Below are 17,383 nucleotides of genomic sequence, written 5' to 3'. Positions count from 1 at the left end.
CCCCGCGGAGCGGGGAACCAGGGGCTGGCGCCCCTGGCAGGGACTGCCTCCGCTGACGCTCCGGCAGTCGCCCGCGCAAGCGCGGGCGGGGCATTCCGCAAGCGGAATGCGAAAAGAGTGTCAATTCCGCGCAGGCGCGGAATTGCACGGATTCCCGCAAGCGGGAATCCGAAAGGCAGGCAGCAGGGGCAGGTGGTGGCCCCGCGCCCCGGCTGATGCATGCGTAGAGTTGCGAACTCCCAGCTATTACCCCCGCAAGACGCGGCGTCACGACCCTCGCGCAGCCAACCCCGCACCCACCCCGTGGCGCAGTCCCGCCACAGCCGAACCCACACACCATCACACCGGACACCCCCGAACGGCGAGCTACTCAACCATCCGAAGTACCCACCTGTACACCCCCTTGACCACTCCGCCATCGAGACGACAAAGGCACGCCGACAGAGGATGACTCGCACACGACGCATCGCGAGGATGCATCGCGTAGAGTTGTGCTCCAGGTGCCACTCCTCCCCCGGGCCCTCAAAATCAGCACCGAAGGAAACCAGCACGCCCTATCCGAGCACGCATAACAGGAGTCAGGAATGCCGAGGAAAACGGCCACCGTACAACTGCGCCCTCACCAGACGGAAGCCGTGGAAGCGATCGTGAAAGGCCTCGACATTCCCCCGGGGCGTCGCATCCCCAGGGAGGGCCTGCGGGCGACGGCGGTGGCGCCGTGCGGAAGCGGCAAGACCTACATCGCCACAGCCGCGGCACACCGCCTCGCACCCCGCGGCCGCGTCCTGGTCCTCCTCCCCACCCTCGACCTGCTGACGCAGACGGTGCGGGAGTGGCGGAAAGCCGGCCACACCGGCCCCGCGGTGGCAATGTGCTCCCTCACCGAGGACGTTTCGCTGTGGGCGGCCGATGTGCGCGTCACGACAATCCCCCCGCAGCTCGCCCTGTGGCACGGCACCGGCCCCGTCACCGTCTACGCCACCTACGCCTCCCTACCCGTGCTGGAAGAAGCCTGCGCCGGCACCTACGGACAACAGATGGCCCCCTTCGACCTGATCGTCGTGGACGAAGCGCACCGCACTTCCGGCTCGCTGGGGAAGGCCTGGGCCGCCGTCCACGACAACCGCCTCATCCCGGCGGTGCGGCGGCTCTACATGACCGCCACACCCCGCGTCTGGCAGGACCGCCCGCCGTCGTGGCAGGTGCGCGAGGGGTCGCGGGACCCGCTGCCGGAGGAACTGGCCGCCTCCATGGACGACGAAGCCATCTTCGGCCCCCGCGTGTACGAGATGTCCCTCGCCCAGGGAATCTCCCTCGGGCTGCTCGCGCGGTACCAGATCATCGTCGTCGAACTGGAGGACCCGGACATCACACCCGAAGTCCTGCGCAGCGAGGAAGGCAAAGAAGAACGCGTCCGAGGACTGCGGATGGGCGCGCTCCAGGCCGCGATCCTGCGCACAGCCGTGGAACACCGGCTCCAGACGATGATCACCTTCCACCACCGGGTCATCGAGGCGCAGGCGTTCTCCGAGGGCCTGGCCGGCGTGGCGAAGCGCCTGCACGCCGCCCACCCGGAGCGGTACCCGGCCAAGGTGTGGGCGGGCTGGCTGAAGGGCGACCACGAGGCGGACAAGCGCCGGGGGGTGCTGGGAGAGTTCGCCACCCGGACCGGGCTCGCTGTGCTCTCGAATTGCCGGGTTCTGGGCGAGGGGGTCGACATCCGGGCGGTGGACTCGGTCGCCCTGATCGACCCCAAGGGATCGGCGGTCGACATCGTCCAGGCCATCGGCCGGGCACTGCGGCAAAAACCCGGCCAGGGGAAGCTGGCGTCGCTGATCGTGCCGGTGTTTTTGAAGAAGGGTGAGCGGTCCGAGGACATGATCACCTCCGCCAGCTACCAGCCGCTGGTGAAGGTGCTGCGCGGGCTTCGCGCGCATGATGAGCGGGCGGTGGAACTCCTCGCCGTCCCGGAGACGAACACCCCCAAGAACCCCAGCGAAACGATTGGGACGCCGCCGGAGGAAGGCGAGGAGGAATCGCGGCTGCTGCTGCGGTTCTCCACGAAACGGGACCCGGTGATGGTCGCGGACTGGATCAGCTTCAACATCATCGACCTCGAACGCACCGACTGGCGGCGCGGCTACGCCGCGGCGCGGCGCTACCGGCAGCGCACCGGGAACCTTTTGCTGCCGTACGGGTTCACCGACCCGCAGACGCAGTACCCGCTGGGCAGGTGGATCCACGACCAGCGCACCGCATACGCGGCCGGGACCATGACCGGACTGCGCATCCGCCGACTCGAGGCCCTGGGCATGGTCTGGTCCGCCGAAGAACTCGCGTGGGAGGAGAACCTCGCGGCCCTGGCCGCCTACGCCGACCAGCACGGCACCCTCGCCGCACCCAGAGACGCCACCGCCCTCGGCAAACAGGTCGGAGTACTGCTGTCCAACCTGCGACGCGAGGGCGGGTTGGGCAAGGACCCCGAACGGGCCGCACGCCGGGCGGCACAGCTCGCCGCGCTGGACCCCGACTGGCGGCCGGCCTGGCCCATCGACTGGCAGCGGCACTACGCCATGCTGAAGCAGTGCCTGGACAGCGGCGCCACACTCGCGGAAGTCCTGCCCGGGGTCACCGTCGGCGGGATCGACGTCGGACGGTGGCTGGAACGGCAGCGGCAGGCGACCGTGTGGGCCAAGCTCCAGCCCGGGCAGCGCGAACGCTTGGAGCAGCTCGGCATCCAGCCCGCTCCCGGGCAGGGGCCCGGTGACGCCGGGGGCGGGGCGGCGGCGAGCGGCAGAAAGGGCCGCGGGAATGGCGCCGATGCCTTCCAGCGAGGCGTGGAAGCCCTGCGGCGGTTCCGGGAGCGGGAGGGGCACGTACGCGTCCCACGCGGGCATGTAGAGACCTGGACAGCCGACGGAGACGGAGGCGGGGACGGGGGCGGGGGCGGGCAGCAAGTGGCGGTCCGGCTCGGGGTCTGGCGCAGCAACATGCGCACCCGACGGGAGCGGCTCACCCCCCAGCAGTTCCACCTCCTCGACCAGCTCGGCCTCTTCGACTGAGAGGGCGGGGTGCGAACCGGGAAGACAAGGAGCAGTCATGGCGTGAAGCAGGCAACGGGCGGTGCGAGGGGCGGCCGTGAGCCCGGCTCGCCGCCCAGCGCGAGGAGATCGTCCGACTTCGCGAGGCCGCTGCTGGGAACCAGTCGCATCAGCCGCCTCCCCGCACCGCGAACCACCGTGATCGTCTCATGCGGCTGACCGCAGGATCCACACTCGACGCGGCGTCAGCCCAGTGTGATCCACCGAATGCCGAGCCGCTCGACCTGGGCGGTCTCCGTCGCGTCAAGCGTCGCGCGACCGGTGACCTTGCGCAGGAAGGTCGGCCCGTCCCAGCCGAGTTCACGCGCGGCGTCCAATTGCTGCGCCCCGAGCAGAAGCTCCAGCACTGCCGCCCCGGCCTCTGGAGTCAGCCACGCGTCGCGTCTCAGCGCGTCTGCCAAGTCCAGGCCGTGAACGGCGACCTCCACCACTCTGGTGAGCAGGAACTCCGAGAGGAGCATCGCGTCACCGTGACGAGTACGCACGACTCGGTCTTCCGGTTCGTCCCGGCACATCTGATCCACCTGCTGCCACGTCACGGCGAAGTCGGCAGCGAGGGCGGCGCCGTTGGCATGCTCAGCCGCGTGGTTCCGGGCCAGGCCGATGCGGGCAGCGTTGGTCTGCGGGCTGAACCGATCGTCGGGCCGGTAGTACTCCGTCGCACTGACCTCTGCCTTCTCCGGAGCAGAGCCGTCCAGCATTTGCGGCAGCCATGCGATCACCACTCGCACATGACCCAACAACTCGCGCACGGACCAGGGCTCACACCGCGTCGGGCGATCCCACTCGGACTCGGACAGCCCGGCAACCCCCCGGGAGAGCGCCGCGGCTTCGAGGCGGAACGCTTCCAGCACACGACCCTGATCCATGCCGATCAAGCTATCAACGGGGAGGATCGCAGTGAAGAGCGGGACGACGCAGGCGATGATCTACCCATGAGCGAGATCATCTTGATGTCGGACCCCAAGATTGCAGCCATTCCTGTCCAGGAGTGCGGCGAACGCCTGGTGGATGTCCGCCGCGACGGCGCCTTGCTCGTCGATACCCGCAAACAGGATTCCGCAGGCGCCTTCGCCCACCTCCGCCGGGGCGTCCTCGATCGGCTCATCGCAGCCCAGGCGCTTTTGCCCGACGGTCTGCGGCTGCTGTTCGTGGAGGGATACCGCCCGCCGTCCCTGCAACGCCGGTACTTCGAGCAGTACGCCGCCCAGCTGCAAGCCGACCACCCCGACTGGACCGCCTGCCAGATTCACACGGCCGCCAGCCGCTACGTCTCCCCACCCGAGATCGCGCCGCACAGCGCGGGCGCTGCCGTCGACCTGACGCTCGTCGACACCCACGGACACGAACTGGACCTCGGCACCCGCCTCAACGCCGACCCGGAGGAAAGTCACGGCGCCTGTTACACCGACGCCGACAACATCACCGACACAGCCCGCGAGCACCGCAAGATCCTGGGAACCGCCCTGACCGTCGCGGGCCTGGTCAACTACCCCACCGAGTGGTGGCACTGGTCCTACGGCGACCGCTACTGGGCCCTGGCCACCGGCGCGGCAACCGCCCGCTACGGACCCCGCGAGCTGTCCTGAACCCCGCACCACCACAGGCGACGGGCAAGGATCTCCGCCATGACGGGAAGCGATCTTCAAGACCTCGGATTACCGCAGGCCAGTGCCTCCCGTGAACACCCCGTCACCCCATACCCGAGAGGGTGATCCGCAGCACATCGATGAGACTGGAATGCAACACCACCAACCACGAGCAGGGTGGCGGGGGCGTGGGCGGTGATGTCGTACAGGGCCGGTACCGGGGAGGTGCGGGGGGTGCGGGCGGGGCGCAGCCGGTTGATGCCGGCGACGACGAGCAGGGGGGGCGCCGCGCAGGAGGTGGTCGGTGACCCAGACGCTGGCGTCGGCGTCGTGGGGGACGGGGTGGCCGAGGCCGGTGGCGAGGTCGGACAGCAGCGTGCGGCCCGGCTGGTGGTCGGGGACGGTCCACCACAGCGGACCGGGACCGGGATGGTGGGTGGGGCCGAGCCGGCCGGAGTTCCAGGCGGCGCGGACGGCGGCCGGCAGCAGGGTGTGAAGGGTGCCGTGGAAGTGGGTGTCGTCCAGGAGCAGCGTCGGCCAGCCGCCGTCCTTGGCCTCGGTCAGTGCTGCGGCGAGCTCGCGCACCACCAAGTCGGCCGGGTCCGGGACCGAAGAGCCCGTTCCGCTGCGTTGCGTGGTTGTGACGCGGCCGGTGTGCGGTTGCCCGAACAGGTGAGCGGTCGGCCCGGCAGCATGGAGGGATGGCGGGCAGAACACGCGTAGCAGCAGGGGCGGTTGCCGCGGTGTGCGGCCTGGTCTCAGCAGGACTGGTGGCCCTGGTGGTGGCGGTCGACCTGAATGCGGCTGGGCAGGTCGCGGGCATCACCGGCAGCATCGCCGGACTCGCCGGCCTGGCCGTCGCCGTGCACGCCCTGCATCGAGCACCCATCCCGCCATCACCGTCCCCAGGCACCGCGACGGGGCCGGGCAGCGCGACAAGCCCGGTGGGCGCAGTACCGACGAGCCCCGGCGCCGGTCGGTGACGGCCGGCGGCGGCATCGGCCGCGCCGTCACCGGCGACGACAACCACCTCACCACCGCGCGGACATCCTCCCCGCCCCCGCCGGCAGGCAGCAGTGCGGCGGGCGCGCCGCTGGCCGGGGTGGCATGCACCACGTCGGCGGGGGAGCGTTCCGTGGTCGCGGGCGGGGACATCGGTGAAGCGATCACCGGGGACGGCAACCACGCATGACACCCCCACTCCCCTGGCGACGGCGCAAGAACAGGACACCGCCCACGCAGCCCAGCCCGACGCCGGCCCACGAGGGCGGTGAGGTGCCCGACGTCTGTCCCGACGCGAACACCGGCACAACCGCACCACCCGCCTCCGCGCAGTCCGGATCGTCCACCGCGGCGGCGCACGGTGCGGCCGCCGGGCCGCGTGGCGGCGGCCAGCGGGCGGCCACCGTCGGCGGCGACGCCGGCACCGTCATCACCGGCGACCACACCCACATGCCCGTCACCGACCAGCGCGGGCAGGTCCACAACACCGTCACCGGCGGACAGCACACCACCGTCGTCCAGGCGCGGGACATCGGAGCGCTGAACGTCGCGGGGCAGGCGCAGCTTCCCGCCCGGCTGGCGGATCCCGGACGCTGGCCGGTCGCCGCCTCGTGGGACGCGCTGGCCGCGGGCGCGCACCGCGCCCGGCCCGCCGACCACGGTGACGCCGTGCCGCCCTACATCCCCCGCGACATCGACCACGTGCTGCGCGAGCGACTCGCCGCCGGGAGGGACGGCGGGATGGTCCTGGTGGTCGGGGACTCCACCGCCGGCAAGACCCGCGCCGCCTTCGAAGCCCTGCGCACGGTGCTGCCGGAACACCGCGTCCTCGCCCCCACCGTCGGCACCGAGCTCCCCGCAGCGGTGGAGACCATCGAACGCAGCGGTGTGTCCTGTGTGGTGTGGCTGGACGATGTGGAGAAGTACCTCGGGCCCGGTGGGCTGGAGCCGGGGCTGCTGGCGGAGCTGGTGCGGCTGCGCGTGCCGGTGCTGGCGACCATGCGGGCAAGGGAGTGGGAGGCGTTCACCCGGACCGTCGCCGATCAGGCCGCTCAGGGCGGGGACCGTGGCGGGTACCTGGCCGCCGACCTCGGCGCGAAAGTCCTCAACCAGGCAGAACTCATCGAGCTGGACCGCATCTGGAGCGAGGACGAGCTCGAGCGCGCTCGGGAGTGCGAGGATGAGCGGATCGTGGACGCCACCGTCCACCACGGGCCCTACGGGATCGCCGAGTACCTCGCCGCCGGACCCGCCCTCCTGACCGAATGGCACCGCGCCTGGCGCCCGGGCGGCCACCCCCGCGGAGCCGCCCTGGTCGCCGCCGCCGTCGACCTCACCCGCACCGGACTGCACGCCCCCCACGCCACCGAGGTCCTGCTCAAGCTCCACGGGCACTACCTGAAGGACAAGGGCGGAGCCCGGCTACGCCCCGAACCGGTGGAGAAGGCGCTGGAGTGGGCGGCGCGGGTCCGCTACGGCGCCACCGGACTCCTCAACCCCGCAGACACCGGCGACAACGACACCAGCGGCGGCGGCGCCGGTGGGGAACCCGGCGAGCCGCAGACAGGGTCGTGGGAGGTGTTCGACTACCTCGTCGACCACGCCACCGCCCCTATACCCGACGCGGCATGGAACACCACACTCGAACACATCACCGGCCACCGCAGCCGCTTCCACGTTGGTCTCAACGCCTACCAGCACCAACGCATGGAAATTGCCGAGATCGCTTGGCGCAGCGCGCCTGAACATTTGGGAGCCGCCCACAATCTCGGCCTCCTGCTTCAGCGAGCCGGGCGTGTTGATGAAGCCGAGAACGTCTGGCGTGCCGCTATTGACGCCGGAGACCTGAGTGCCGCCTGTCACCTTGGTGACATGCTGTTTGATACCGGGCACACTGATGAGGCAGAAGCCGTCTATCGCGCCGCCGCCCAGGCTGGACACCTCGGCGCGGCTAGCCACCTCGGAACCTTGCTAAACGAGACCGGACGCAGCAAGGAAGCAGAAGCAGTCTGGCGCGCCGCAGCCGACGCCGGAGAACTCTCAGCCGCTCACAACCTCGGCAATGTACTCATGGGGGCCAGGCGGAACGACGAAGCCGAGGGATTCCTGCGCGCCGCTGCAGAGACCGGGTACCTCCCTGCCGCATATAACCTGGGGTTTTTACTCATGGAGACGGGGCGTGCTGCTGAAGCGGAAAGCATCTGGCGTGCTGCTGCTCAAGCCGGATCTGCTCCTGCCGCCTACAGCATGGAAGTCCTGCTCCATAAAAGGGTGTGATGATGAAGCCTGGACCTTCTGGCGCGCCGCTGCTGACGCCGGGAACTTGGACGCGGCATTCAATCTGAGTGTTCTGCTTTTCAAGAACGGACGGATAGAGGAAGCCGAGGGACTTCTGCGCATCATAGCTGAGGCCGGAGACCTCGGCGCCGTCTTCAGCCTCGGTGTTCTGCTCGCCGAATCCGGACGGGCGCGGGAGGCCAAAAATGTGCTGCAGAGCGCCGCCGAGGCAGGGCATCCACTGGCAGAGGGAGTATTGCGATCCCTACGCGGTGCTGAAGATGAGGGCAGGTAAAAGAGGGCGATCCGCAAACCGGCCTGCCCCAGGCATCGTAGGCCGTCCTCCAACCGAACCCGCACAGCAGCAAGCTCGCCAGCCCTCATACAGCGGCGGCGGCGCGGGGTTCCCCGCCGATCGGCGAAGCGACCTGGCGCTGGCCCGTGGCTCGGACAGCGTTCCTACTTCGCCCACCAAAGCGATGCACCCCGCGCTCGACGAGCCGAAGGCAGGGATCCGCGGTGGCCGCCTCAGCGTTTGCGGAGGATGAGCCGGGCCCGGTCATCGAGTTGAGCCGCGTTCGCCGCTCCGCGGGTGCGGTAGGGGTGCAGGGCCGTGCGTACCGCTCGCAGGGTCTTGCGGGTGCGTGCCGAGCGCACTCCTTCCATGGCGTCCAGCGCCCGGTGCCACGTCGCGCACGCCTCGTCCAGGTGGCCCTGTGCGAGTTCGTGTTCGGCCTGTGAGCTGAGGTTCAAGGCGGTCACCCGGGCGTAGGCGCCGGGTGGGCGGTTCGCTGCGGCGGCGGCGTAGGCGCGGGCCGCGCCGCGGTGGTCTCCCAGCGCTTTGAGGGTCTTGGCGGTGCGGGCCTGCACGGTGGCGGGCGGCGGGCCCCAGGCCAGGCCCCAAAAGGGCACGTCCGCGAGCTGTCCGCGGGCCAGGGCGGCGTGGGCGCGGTCGATCCCGGCCACCGCCGCCTGGCGCTGCCCGGCCCGGGCGAGGGCGTAGGCGTGGGTGATGGCGAACAGCGCCTCCGTCTGGCCGTCCAGTCGCCCCCCGGCCTGCCTCCAGGCGGTCTCCGCCAGCGCCAGGGCGCGCTCGGGCCGGTCGAGTTGCACGGCCTGCTGGGCGATCGTGCGCATCGTGAACGCCTCTTGGCCGGGTGCCCCGCCTTCGCGGGCGAGGGCGAGCGCTTGGAGGTAGTAGCGCTGCGCGAGGCCTGGCTCGCCGCAGTCGTGGGCCTTCCATCCCGCGAGCTGGGCTCCGGCCGTCGCCACGGACAGCGCCTCGGTGCGCACGCGGGCGGAGGCGTGGCGGGCGCGGGCGATGGTGATGATGTCGGTGACCAGGTACTGGGCGAAGGCGGTGCGGCCGTGGGCGCCGCCGTACCGCTCGTCGGCGTCGATGAACACGCCGAGCATGTGGCGGACGGCGTCCACGTCGGCGTGGCCGATCACCCGTCCGGTGGAGGCGGCGCGGGTGCGGGCGGCGGCTTCCTGCACGGTGTGCAGGGGCAGGGCGGCCGCCGCTGCGGAGTAGGCGGCGGTGGTCAGCATGCGGCGGCGGTTCACGTCAGCCCTCCCGATCGTGGCCAGCTCGGTGACGGGGTCGGCGTCGAGCGTCAGTCCGATGGTGTCAGTCTCGGCGGCGCCGCAGGAGGTCGTCCCCAGCTCCTCCCGGGTGACGGTGCGGCCCAGGCGGCGCGAGAGGGCTTCGGCCAGGTACCGCACCGTGGTCTCGGTGGGCTGCACGCCGGTGAGCCAGTGGTGCACGGTGCTGCGGTTCGTCGCCAGGTGCTCGCCGCTTTGGGCCGCCACGGCGCGGACCGCGCGGGCGACGCCGTCGTAGGTCAGCCCGGACTCCTCGATCAGTGCCCTGAGGTGGTGGTTCGGGGTGCGCAGGGTCATGGGGTTCTGGCCTCGTATACCCGATATACCGCTTGGCTTGACCCGACTCTACTGACTCACAGTCTCCGAGTGTTTGCCGTTTGTCACATTCCCGGAGATGGGCGTCTCCCGTCTCCGGAGTGCGATCCGCTTCGATCTGTGGAGCCGCCATGACCGCACGACCGATCGTCAACAGCACCGTCCAAGCCGCGTCCTGCTACTTCCGCACCACGGTGGACCACCCGCACCGCAAGGCCCTGATCCAGATCTGCGAGCCCTGCAACGAGCGGTGTGCGCACTGCTTCGTCTCCGCCACCCACCGAGGCGACTACATGCCGCTGGAGGGCATCCGCGCCCGGCTGATCCCGCAGCTCCTCCAGGCCCGCGTCACCCGGGTCACCCTCACCGGCGGTGAGCCGTTCCTGCACACCGACCTCATCGCCATCGCGGGTGCGTTCCGGGCGGCCGGGATGGGCGTGGGGGTGTGCACCAACGCCACGCTGGCCACCGACGAGCAGATCACCGCGCTCGCCGAGCTCGGCGCCCACATGAACGTCTCCCTCGACGGGTTCTCGGCCGACTCGCACGGCAGGTTCCGCGGGCACCCCGAGGGCTTCGCGGAAACCGTCGCGACAGTGCGGCGGTTCGCCAAGGCCGGCATCCTCCAGGGGCTGCTGTGCACGCCGAACAACCTCGCGCAGGACGAGGAGTACGCCCGGCTGTGCGCGTTCGCCGCCGAGCAGGGAGCCACCTACGTGCTGATGAACCCACTCGGGCAGATGGGCCGCGGCGCGAACTCCGCCCGCACGCTGCGCCGCCCGGACGACCACATGCGGCACATCCGCGACCTGACGCTGCCCTTCCAGGACGAGGGCCTGGACATGGTGCACATCCGGTTCCCCAACGACGACAAGCCCCTCGCGGGCTGCGAGGCCGGGACGATCATCTACGTCTTCACCAAGGGAGAGGTCGCCGTCTGCCCCTACCTGGTCTTCGCCGCCCGCACCAAGGCCAGCCGCCACCCGGACAGCGACTTCATCGTCGGCAACGTCTGGCAGCACACCGACATCGCCGCCCGCCTGGACGCCTACCGGTTCCACGAGCGGTGGGACCTGGGCGCCAACCCCACCTGCGGCGGGTGCGCGATGTCACCGACGTGCGGGAAGGGCTGCCCGGCCGCGGTCGTGGCCGCCGGAGAGCGCATCGGCGCCGTGGACGCCGAGCAGTGCCCCGTGGTGGCGCCCCGCACCCGCGTGCTGCCCGTGGTCGGCGCCTCATGACCGGCCGAGGGCTGTTCGTCACGCTGGACGGCCCGGGCGGCGCGGGAAAGACCACCGTCGCGGCGGCCATGGCCGAGCAACTGCGCGCCGCCGGCGTCGCGGTGCACGCCACCCGGGAGCCGAGCGACACGCCGCTGGGCACCCTGGCCCGGCACGGCACCCACGAGTACCGGGGCATGGCCATGGCCTGCCTGGTCGCCGCCGACCGCCACCACCACCTCCAGGCGGAGATCCGCCCGGCCCTGGAGCGCGGGCAGGTGGTGGTCTGCGACCGGTATCTCGCCTCCTCGCTGGTCCTCCAGCGTATGGACGGCATCGACCCGGAGGTGATCTGGCAGCTCAACCGGCAGGTGGACCTGCCCGGGCTCGCCGTACTCCTCACCGCGCCCCCCGCCGTGCTCGCCGACCGGCTCGCCCGCCGCGGCACCCACAGCCGCTACGAACGGATGGCCGACAGCAGCGCGATCGAGCACCACCTGTACGCGGAAGCCGCTAGGGTCCTCACCGCGGCCGGGGTGCACGTGCTGGAACTGGACACCCACACCACCGGCCCGCAGGAGCTTGCCCGCACGATCACCACCGTCATCACCGACCTGTCGACCCCGAGGCCCCCATGACCCACCCGCCCGCCGGATTGGGCGTGCTGACCTTCAACCTCAACAACCCCTCCCCGGAGCGGGCGGAGCGCCAGCTCGCCTGGCTCGCCGCCCGGCCGGAGCACGTCCTGGTGCTCACCGAGACCGCCGACAGCGCCGGATGCGCGCTGCTGGCCGACCGGTTCGCCGCGGCCGGCCACCAGGTGGCCTTCCCGCGCCCACGGGAACGCGGCGAGCGGGGCGTGATGATCGTCAGCCGCCTCCCCGCCGAGCACCGGGAGATGGGCCTGGAGTACCTGCCGCACCGCGCCGCGGCGGTGACCGTTCCAACCGACGCGGGCCCGCTGGACGTGGTGGGCCTGTACGTCCCCTCCCGGGACGCCACGGAAGCAAAGACCACCCGCAAACGGGCGTGGCTCGAAGCATGCCGGGCGGCCCTGCCGCCCGGCACCCGCGGGAACCGGCTCATCCTCGGAGACCTCAACATCCTGGAGCCCGACCACCGGCCGCGCTACCGGTTCTTCCAGCCCTACGAGTACGCCTTCTACACCTGGCTGGGCACCTTCGGCTACCGGGACGCCTTCCGGGCCCTGCACCCGGACGCGGCCGAATACTCCTGGGTCGGCCGCACCGGCGACGGCTACCGCTACGACCACGCACACATCTCCGGCCACCTCGCCGCCGACCTTCGCGCCTGCTCCTACGTGCACCAGCCGCGGACCGGCCCGGACCGGCTCACCGATCATTCCGCGCTCACCCTCCACCTCGCACTGACCCCCGTCGCGCTCCTGCCCGTGGCTGACCCCACCGCACTGGCCGCCTCAGGAACCCTGTTCTGACCACCCACACCACCTTGGACGACCCCCTCATGGACGACGGCACCTGGAAGACCATCGAGCAACTGCGCGACTGGCTGGACGACGCCAGCCCCGTCACGGGCGAACTCGCACTCACCCTGCGCATCGGCAAGATCGGTGAAGAGTACGGAGAGGCGTGGGAAGCACTGCACGGCGTACTGGGGACCAACCCCCGCAAGGGCCACAGCCACACCTGGGAAGACCTTCAGACCGAGCTCGCGGACACCGCGATCACCGCGCTGGTCGCCCTCGCCTCCAGCACACCCGACGCGGCCAAGATCTTCACCACCCGACTCCAGGAAATCACCGACCGATCCCTACGCTGAACCCGTCACGCGGCCGGACTCCCACGATCATACTTCCGGGCCGCGCCACGCCGGCCACGACGCTGAAAGGCCGGCCCGCTTCAAGCGAACCGGATGAGGATGGCGCGGGCGGTGCGCTGCAATTCCTCGTCACCTCGATGCTCGAGAACCGCCCGCCGCGCCGCAGGAGGGCAAGCTCCGCGTGCATACGAGGCAGGGCCGCTACCGCGGCAGGGCCCATCCGGTTCAGGCACGCCAGGACGTGGCTCGAGGTGGCCTCGTTCCCCTCCTAGGCCGCGAGCAGCGCCTGCATGACGACCAGGCCTCGGACGGGCCGCCGACGCCCCACTCGGCCAGGCCGGTCTGGGTCATGCCCGCCGTCTGCGTGGGAGGCGTCCGTGGTTCGGTACTGCTTCCCGTGGCGTCGGGTGCGAGCGTGGGGCAGGCACGGGCCTCCGGACCGGTAGAACGTGGCGTGGCCGAGGAAGGAGCCAGAGCCGGCATCGCTGCCAGCGTGGCCGGGTGCCGGTGCCGACGAGGACGAGCAGGGTGGCTGGAGCGTGGCGGGTGATGTCGTGCAGTACCGCCGCCGGGCAGGTGCGCGGCGTGCGGGCGGGACGCAGGCGGTGGGCGCCGGTGATGACCAGAAGCGGGACGCCGCGCAGCAGGCGGTCGGTCGCCAAGACGCCGGCGTCGGCGCCGCGCGGGAGCGGGTGGCCCAGACCGGCGGCGAGGTCGGGCAGCAGGCTGCGGCCTGGGGCGGAGCACCGTACTTCGGTGATCCGGCGGGCAGGAGGGTGCGGCCGGGCGTCCCGATCAGGCGGCGACGGTGAAGGGCAGGTTGCGGTGGGGCAAAGTGGAAGCCCTCCAACGTCTGCCGGTCAACGCCTGCGTGTCGGATGATGCTCGAACGCACCAGGGAGGGCAACCAGGATGAGCACCTTCGAGCAGCCGCTGACGGAGATGTTGGCCGCGGCCACCGAGAACATCCGGCGGGCCGTCGCAGCGGCTGTTGTGCCGACGGTGAAGATCCGCATACCGGCGCTGGAGAATCTGAATCTCGCTGGGGCCATCGCGCCACTGCAGCCGGTGCTGGAACGTCTGGACGCGATGATGCCCGCCAACTGGCAGGGCAGCCGCCTCGCCTACTCGCAGATGATCCCGCTGATGCAGGAGGGCATCCCGCTGGCCTGGGTACCTCCGGCCGACGTCATCCGGCAACTGATCGCCGCCGACGACACAGCCTCCCGTGCGCAGGTCATCGATGACTGCCGCCCCACCATCCTCGCCTCCTGTGCAACGGCTCTCGCGGCCGTCGCCGATGCGCAGTTCACCGCGCAGAAGGCGCTGCTGGAAGACTGCGTGCACATGGCTGAGCGCGGCATGTTCAGCGGCGCGCAGGCGCTGGCTGCCAACGTGTGGGACACCCTCGTGCGTGGTCTGACCCTCGCCAACCCCGACTGGATCGAGCAGGAGGGCAGGTGGCCCGGCTACCGCAAGGTCCTGCGGAGCATCCCGGCCGTGGAAGACGACTCCACGATCCGCCAGTTCCGCGAGGCAGCCGCGTTCCTGCCGTTTCCGAAGGCGCTTGAGGAGTTCTGGCCGCCGGCCCCGGTCCCCCGGCGCTTCAACCGCCACGCCACGGCTCACGCAGCCGCGGCCACCCAGTACACCTCGGTCAACGCCGTGACCGCGGTCATGCTCGCCGTCAGCGTGCTCCGCGACATCGACGACATGGGCTACCCCATGCAAATGCACACCTGACCGGGTCCACCGGGTCAGCTGCCTACCGGGGGCGGTGACGGCACCGCACCCGCCACACGGTGGGCGTGCCGGGCGCGGCCGCGGAAGTCTTCCCGATTCCGGTGCGGTCTCGTCGGGCGGGCGGCGGTAGCGCCGTCTTCCACCCTCGACCGTGGACGGGAGACGGTGGGGGGCTGTCGCCCTCGCGCCCGGCTTCCTCGGTCCCCACACGGACCTGGCCGCGTTGGCCTCCCATCGGGCCTCGTACGGGTTCGTGGTCTTCGCCCTCGACACCCTCACCCGCCTGGACATGCCCGAGAGCAGCGGGAAGCAGTTGCTGGCTGCCTTGGACCACCTGACCCGGCGCAGCGCGCTCGCCGATCGCGTCGACGCCTCCCGGCTGGCCGTGGCCGGGTATTCCCTGGGCGCCGGGGCCGCGCTGCTCTCGTGGTCTGGAAGACCGACCGGCACGGGCACGCCTGGTAACAGGCGACTCCAGCAACAACTACGCCGACCGGGGATTCTCCTTCATCGCCATCGGCTGAGACACGGCGTCCTTCCTGCGGCCGGTCCTCAGCGCCGGGCGACCCCGCACGAGACCTGCTTCCCCGGCCCCGCCAAGCCGCGCTGCAAGGTCACCCGGCCGCGCCGCGTTCCCGCACACCAGATCCGCGCGCCACCCGGAAGGGTGGCCGGCCGCGGCCACGCGCATACCAGCAGGCGCGGCGGCTCATGCATCCGGGATGAAGACCACACGCCACGCCGCCCTGGCCGCCGCTGCGGCGGCGGCCGCCTGTCTCGCCGTCCTGCCCGCCCCCGCCCACGCCGAACCCGACTCCATGCCGCTGCGCACCGCGGTGGCCAGCCTGCCCGTCGCGGAGGAGAGCCGGGCGGGGTATGTGCGCACCGCGTTCCGGCACTGGGTCGACGCCGACGGCGACGGATGCAGCACCCGCAACGAGGTTCTGCTGGAGGAAGCCGTACAGGCGCCGCAGGTAACCGGCCGCTGCACCCTGACCGGGGGCACCTGGCACTCCTGGTACGACGACACCGAGGTCACCGGCCCGCGCGGCCTGGACATCGACCACCTCGTGCCGCTCGCCGAGGCGTGGGACAGCGGGGCCGGCGCCTGGAGCGCCAAGCGCCGCGAGGCCTACGCCAACGACCTCGGCGACAGCAGGGCGCTGGTCGCGGTCACCGCCCGCTCCAACCGGTCCAAGGCGGACCAGGACCCGACCGACTGGCTGCCCAACCAGGAGGTGGTGTGCCACTACATCACCGACTGGACCGCCATCAAACACCGCTGGGACCTCACCGCCGACCCCGCCGAACACCACACCCTCACCCAGCTCGCGGCCGACTGCCCGAACGTCCCCGTCACCATCACCACCCCCACCTGACCGGCAGCATCTGGCGCACCTGGCCGCACCGGCCGCAGGGACGCAGACCCGGCTTCCGCAGGTCCGTTCCCAAGGTGCCAGGAGGTCGCTTGTCAGCCACCCAAGGAGCGCAACGGGCATCCCACCCTGTGTGCTGTTCCTGTGTCCTCGCGGGACGCAGCGCCTGTGTGTTGTCGAGGCTGATACACGGTAGGCCCGGCAGCCGATCGGCTCGAGTCGAGCCCGCGCTGCGGTTCGGTGGGGGTTGACGGACTGAGGGCGCCAGCCTGGGAGATCGCCGGCGGTCGGGTTGCGCAGATGGCGTGACCGGTACCCGGGTGGGCGAAGGTCGGGGTGCCGTTGCGCGAGGCGGCCCCGTTACCGGCCAGTGCGGAGGCGTCCTACCGGTTCATGGGCTCATGTGGGGTGGGGCAAGCGACGTCACCGGGTGGCTTCTTTCGCCGTGCCGGCTCTGTCAGACTCCGGTCATGGGGCGTTGTGCCGGTGTCACTCGTCGAGGTCACGCATGCGGGAACCCGGCCGGGTGGAACGGCTTTTGCCACCTGCACCGAGGCGGCGGGCACACCAGGGCGCTCGGGGTCCGGACCCCTCCTTCGCCGGTGGGCAGCCCGTCCAGTCCGCAGCCGCAGCCTCGGCCCCGGCGAAGGCGCGCAGGCTGGTTGTGGAGGCTGCGATGGCTTGTCGTGAGTTGGTACGAGGCGCTGCGCAGCGCTGTACGCCAGCGGTGAGGAGGGCACGGCTGTCGTGGCGCCCCACTGCGCGCCGGGTCGGAGCCGCCCCTCTTGCGGTCAGCTGCCGCTCGTGCGGCCAGGCGGGGTGGTCGGCGCGCGCCGAACGCTCAGGCACGAAGCGGTGCGACCGGGCGCACACGCCCCGGGGCACCGGGCCCGCGACGCCCTGGAGCCCGACAGACTCCACCCGACAGCATCTCCCCGCGTGGGCCCAGGGTCGGAGGGTGAGGTGGCCAAGACCTGGGCCCAAACGGGGAAGGAGCTGAGGGCGTGTGCGGGGACGAGGGCGAGCGGGCGAGCCGGTGGGCTCGAGGCAGGCGTAGGGGTCAGGCGTCCTCGACCATCGTCTCGACCGTGGTCCGCTCGCACTGCAGGCGGTGCACCACCGACGGCGGGGCCAGCTCTCGGCGCCAGGCAAGGGCCCGCAGCGCGGCGTCGCGGTCGTCCAACGGCCCCTCGACCGGCAGCCACACTCCCCCGCGCCCGGCCTCCACCGTCCACCGCTGCGACACCACCCGCCTGACAGCCGTCTCCCGCGCCCGAGCATCAGCCTCCGACTGCCCCGCCGACGCATCCCGCGACATCGCCCCTCCTCGGCGCATCCCGCAGCCACAGACCATC

The 17,383-nt window shown here is 71.3% G+C and carries 14 protein-coding genes and 1 pseudogene; 12 read left to right on the top strand and 3 right to left on the bottom strand.

Annotation, left to right across the window (positions count from 1 at the left end; translation table 11 throughout):
- Positions 1–584 precede the first annotated feature (584 nt).
- Positions 585–3,062, top strand: coding sequence for a helicase associated domain-containing protein (locus ACYVO2_RS31330; protein ID WP_461011445.1), 2,478 nt, complete (start codon positions 585–587; stop codon positions 3,060–3,062).
- A 224-nt stretch (positions 3,063–3,286) separates the two neighbouring features.
- Here ACYVO2_RS31330 and ACYVO2_RS31325 read toward each other — a convergent pair whose 3' ends face one another.
- The gene (locus ACYVO2_RS31325; RefSeq protein WP_461011444.1) at positions 3,287–3,970 is read right to left on the bottom strand and encodes a maleylpyruvate isomerase N-terminal domain-containing protein; all 684 of its coding nucleotides are present in this window, start codon (positions 3,968–3,970) and stop codon (positions 3,287–3,289) included.
- Between the two features lie 66 nt (positions 3,971–4,036).
- Between ACYVO2_RS31325 and ACYVO2_RS31320 the strand changes: the two genes are divergently transcribed.
- From ACYVO2_RS31320 to ACYVO2_RS31305, 4 genes are all read left to right on the top strand, one after another.
- On the top strand, positions 4,037–4,690 hold the full coding sequence (locus tag ACYVO2_RS31320) for a M15 family metallopeptidase (RefSeq protein WP_461011443.1): 654 nt from the start codon (positions 4,037–4,039) through the stop codon (positions 4,688–4,690).
- Positions 4,691–5,669: 979 nt separating this feature from the next.
- Positions 5,670–5,882 carry a hypothetical protein gene (locus ACYVO2_RS31315; protein WP_461011442.1) on the top strand — a complete coding sequence of 71 codons (213 nt, stop codon included), beginning with the start codon at positions 5,670–5,672 and terminating at the stop codon, positions 5,880–5,882.
- 83 nt (positions 5,883–5,965) lie between these two features.
- A complete protein-coding gene (locus ACYVO2_RS31310) occupies positions 5,966–7,969 on the top strand; it encodes a tetratricopeptide repeat protein (protein ID WP_461011441.1) in 2,004 nt (667 codons plus the stop codon).
- Complete coding sequence (locus ACYVO2_RS31305; RefSeq protein ID WP_461011440.1) at positions 7,899–8,264, top strand: hypothetical protein; 366 nt, start codon at positions 7,899–7,901, stop codon at positions 8,262–8,264. The genes ACYVO2_RS31310 and ACYVO2_RS31305 overlap by 71 nt, the downstream gene beginning before the upstream one ends.
- Before the next feature lie 233 nt (positions 8,265–8,497).
- On the opposite strand, the gene ACYVO2_RS31300 is transcribed toward ACYVO2_RS31305, so the two are convergent.
- The gene (locus tag ACYVO2_RS31300) at positions 8,498–9,871 is read right to left on the bottom strand and encodes a hypothetical protein (RefSeq protein WP_461011439.1); all 1,374 of its coding nucleotides are present in this window, start codon (positions 9,869–9,871) and stop codon (positions 8,498–8,500) included.
- 149 nt (positions 9,872–10,020) lie between these two features.
- On the opposite strand from ACYVO2_RS31300, the gene ACYVO2_RS31295 reads away from it, so the two are divergent.
- The 7 genes and pseudogenes from ACYVO2_RS31295 (at position 10,021) to ACYVO2_RS31265 (ending at position 16,031) form a co-directional block, all read left to right on the top strand.
- The gene (locus ACYVO2_RS31295) at positions 10,021–11,130 is read left to right on the top strand and encodes a radical SAM protein (protein ID WP_461011438.1); all 1,110 of its coding nucleotides are present in this window, start codon (positions 10,021–10,023) and stop codon (positions 11,128–11,130) included.
- On the top strand, positions 11,127–11,747 hold the full coding sequence (gene tmk, locus ACYVO2_RS31290; protein ID WP_461011437.1) for a dTMP kinase: 621 nt from the start codon (positions 11,127–11,129) through the stop codon (positions 11,745–11,747). Before ACYVO2_RS31295 ends, tmk begins: the two co-directional genes overlap by 4 nt.
- Positions 11,744–12,565, top strand: coding sequence for an endonuclease/exonuclease/phosphatase family protein (locus tag ACYVO2_RS31285; protein ID WP_461011436.1), 822 nt, complete (start codon positions 11,744–11,746; stop codon positions 12,563–12,565). Before tmk ends, ACYVO2_RS31285 begins: the two co-directional genes overlap by 4 nt.
- A 29-nt stretch (positions 12,566–12,594) precedes the next feature.
- Positions 12,595–12,909: a MazG-like family protein gene (locus tag ACYVO2_RS31280; protein WP_461011435.1), complete on the top strand. Its 315-nt coding sequence runs from the start codon at positions 12,595–12,597 to the stop codon at positions 12,907–12,909.
- A 912-nt stretch (positions 12,910–13,821) separates the two neighbouring features.
- Positions 13,822–14,652, top strand: coding sequence for a hypothetical protein (locus ACYVO2_RS31275; RefSeq protein WP_461011434.1), 831 nt, complete (start codon positions 13,822–13,824; stop codon positions 14,650–14,652).
- 151 nt (positions 14,653–14,803) lie between these two features.
- Positions 14,804–15,079 (top strand): annotated as a pseudogene (locus tag ACYVO2_RS31270) (poly(ethylene terephthalate) hydrolase family protein); the annotation flags it as partial.
- Positions 15,080–15,374: 295 nt separating this feature from the next.
- Positions 15,375–16,031 (top strand): HNH endonuclease family protein, encoded by a 657-nt coding sequence (locus tag ACYVO2_RS31265; RefSeq protein ID WP_461011433.1) that lies wholly within the window; start codon positions 15,375–15,377, stop codon positions 16,029–16,031.
- A 1,057-nt stretch (positions 16,032–17,088) separates the two neighbouring features.
- Here the strand turns inward: ACYVO2_RS31265 and ACYVO2_RS31260 are convergent.
- Positions 17,089–17,346, bottom strand: a complete 258-nt coding sequence (locus ACYVO2_RS31260) for a hypothetical protein (RefSeq protein ID WP_461011432.1) — start codon at positions 17,344–17,346, stop codon at positions 17,089–17,091.
- Positions 17,347–17,383: the final 37 nt, after the last annotated feature.

This window comes from Streptomyces capparidis, assembly GCF_054782095.1.
The sequence above is the reverse complement of the archived record's forward strand: the minus strand, read 5'-3'. Positions and strand labels throughout refer to the sequence as shown.

What these genes read in the sequence shown, in the direction of transcription:
- ACYVO2_RS31280 (WP_461011435.1), top strand. Translation starts at nt 12,595, where the DNA reads ATGGACGACGGCACCTGGAAGACCATCGAGCAACTGCGCGACTGGCTG.
- ACYVO2_RS31320 (WP_461011443.1), top strand. Translation starts at nt 4,037, where the DNA reads ATGAGCGAGATCATCTTGATGTCGGACCCCAAGATTGCAGCCATTCCT.
- ACYVO2_RS31300 (WP_461011439.1), bottom strand. Translation starts at nt 9,871, where the DNA reads ATGACCCTGCGCACCCCGAACCACCACCTCAGGGCACTGATCGAGGAG.
- tmk (WP_461011437.1), top strand. Translation starts at nt 11,127, where the DNA reads ATGACCGGCCGAGGGCTGTTCGTCACGCTGGACGGCCCGGGCGGCGCG.
- ACYVO2_RS31285 (WP_461011436.1), top strand. Translation starts at nt 11,744, where the DNA reads ATGACCCACCCGCCCGCCGGATTGGGCGTGCTGACCTTCAACCTCAAC.
- ACYVO2_RS31265 (WP_461011433.1), top strand. Translation starts at nt 15,375, where the DNA reads ATGAAGACCACACGCCACGCCGCCCTGGCCGCCGCTGCGGCGGCGGCC.
- ACYVO2_RS31295 (WP_461011438.1), top strand. Translation starts at nt 10,021, where the DNA reads ATGACCGCACGACCGATCGTCAACAGCACCGTCCAAGCCGCGTCCTGC.
- ACYVO2_RS31275 (WP_461011434.1), top strand. Translation starts at nt 13,822, where the DNA reads ATGAGCACCTTCGAGCAGCCGCTGACGGAGATGTTGGCCGCGGCCACC.
- ACYVO2_RS31325 (WP_461011444.1), bottom strand. Translation starts at nt 3,970, where the DNA reads ATGGATCAGGGTCGTGTGCTGGAAGCGTTCCGCCTCGAAGCCGCGGCG.
- ACYVO2_RS31260 (WP_461011432.1), bottom strand. Translation starts at nt 17,346, where the DNA reads ATGTCGCGGGATGCGTCGGCGGGGCAGTCGGAGGCTGATGCTCGGGCG.
- ACYVO2_RS31330 (WP_461011445.1), top strand. Translation starts at nt 585, where the DNA reads ATGCCGAGGAAAACGGCCACCGTACAACTGCGCCCTCACCAGACGGAA.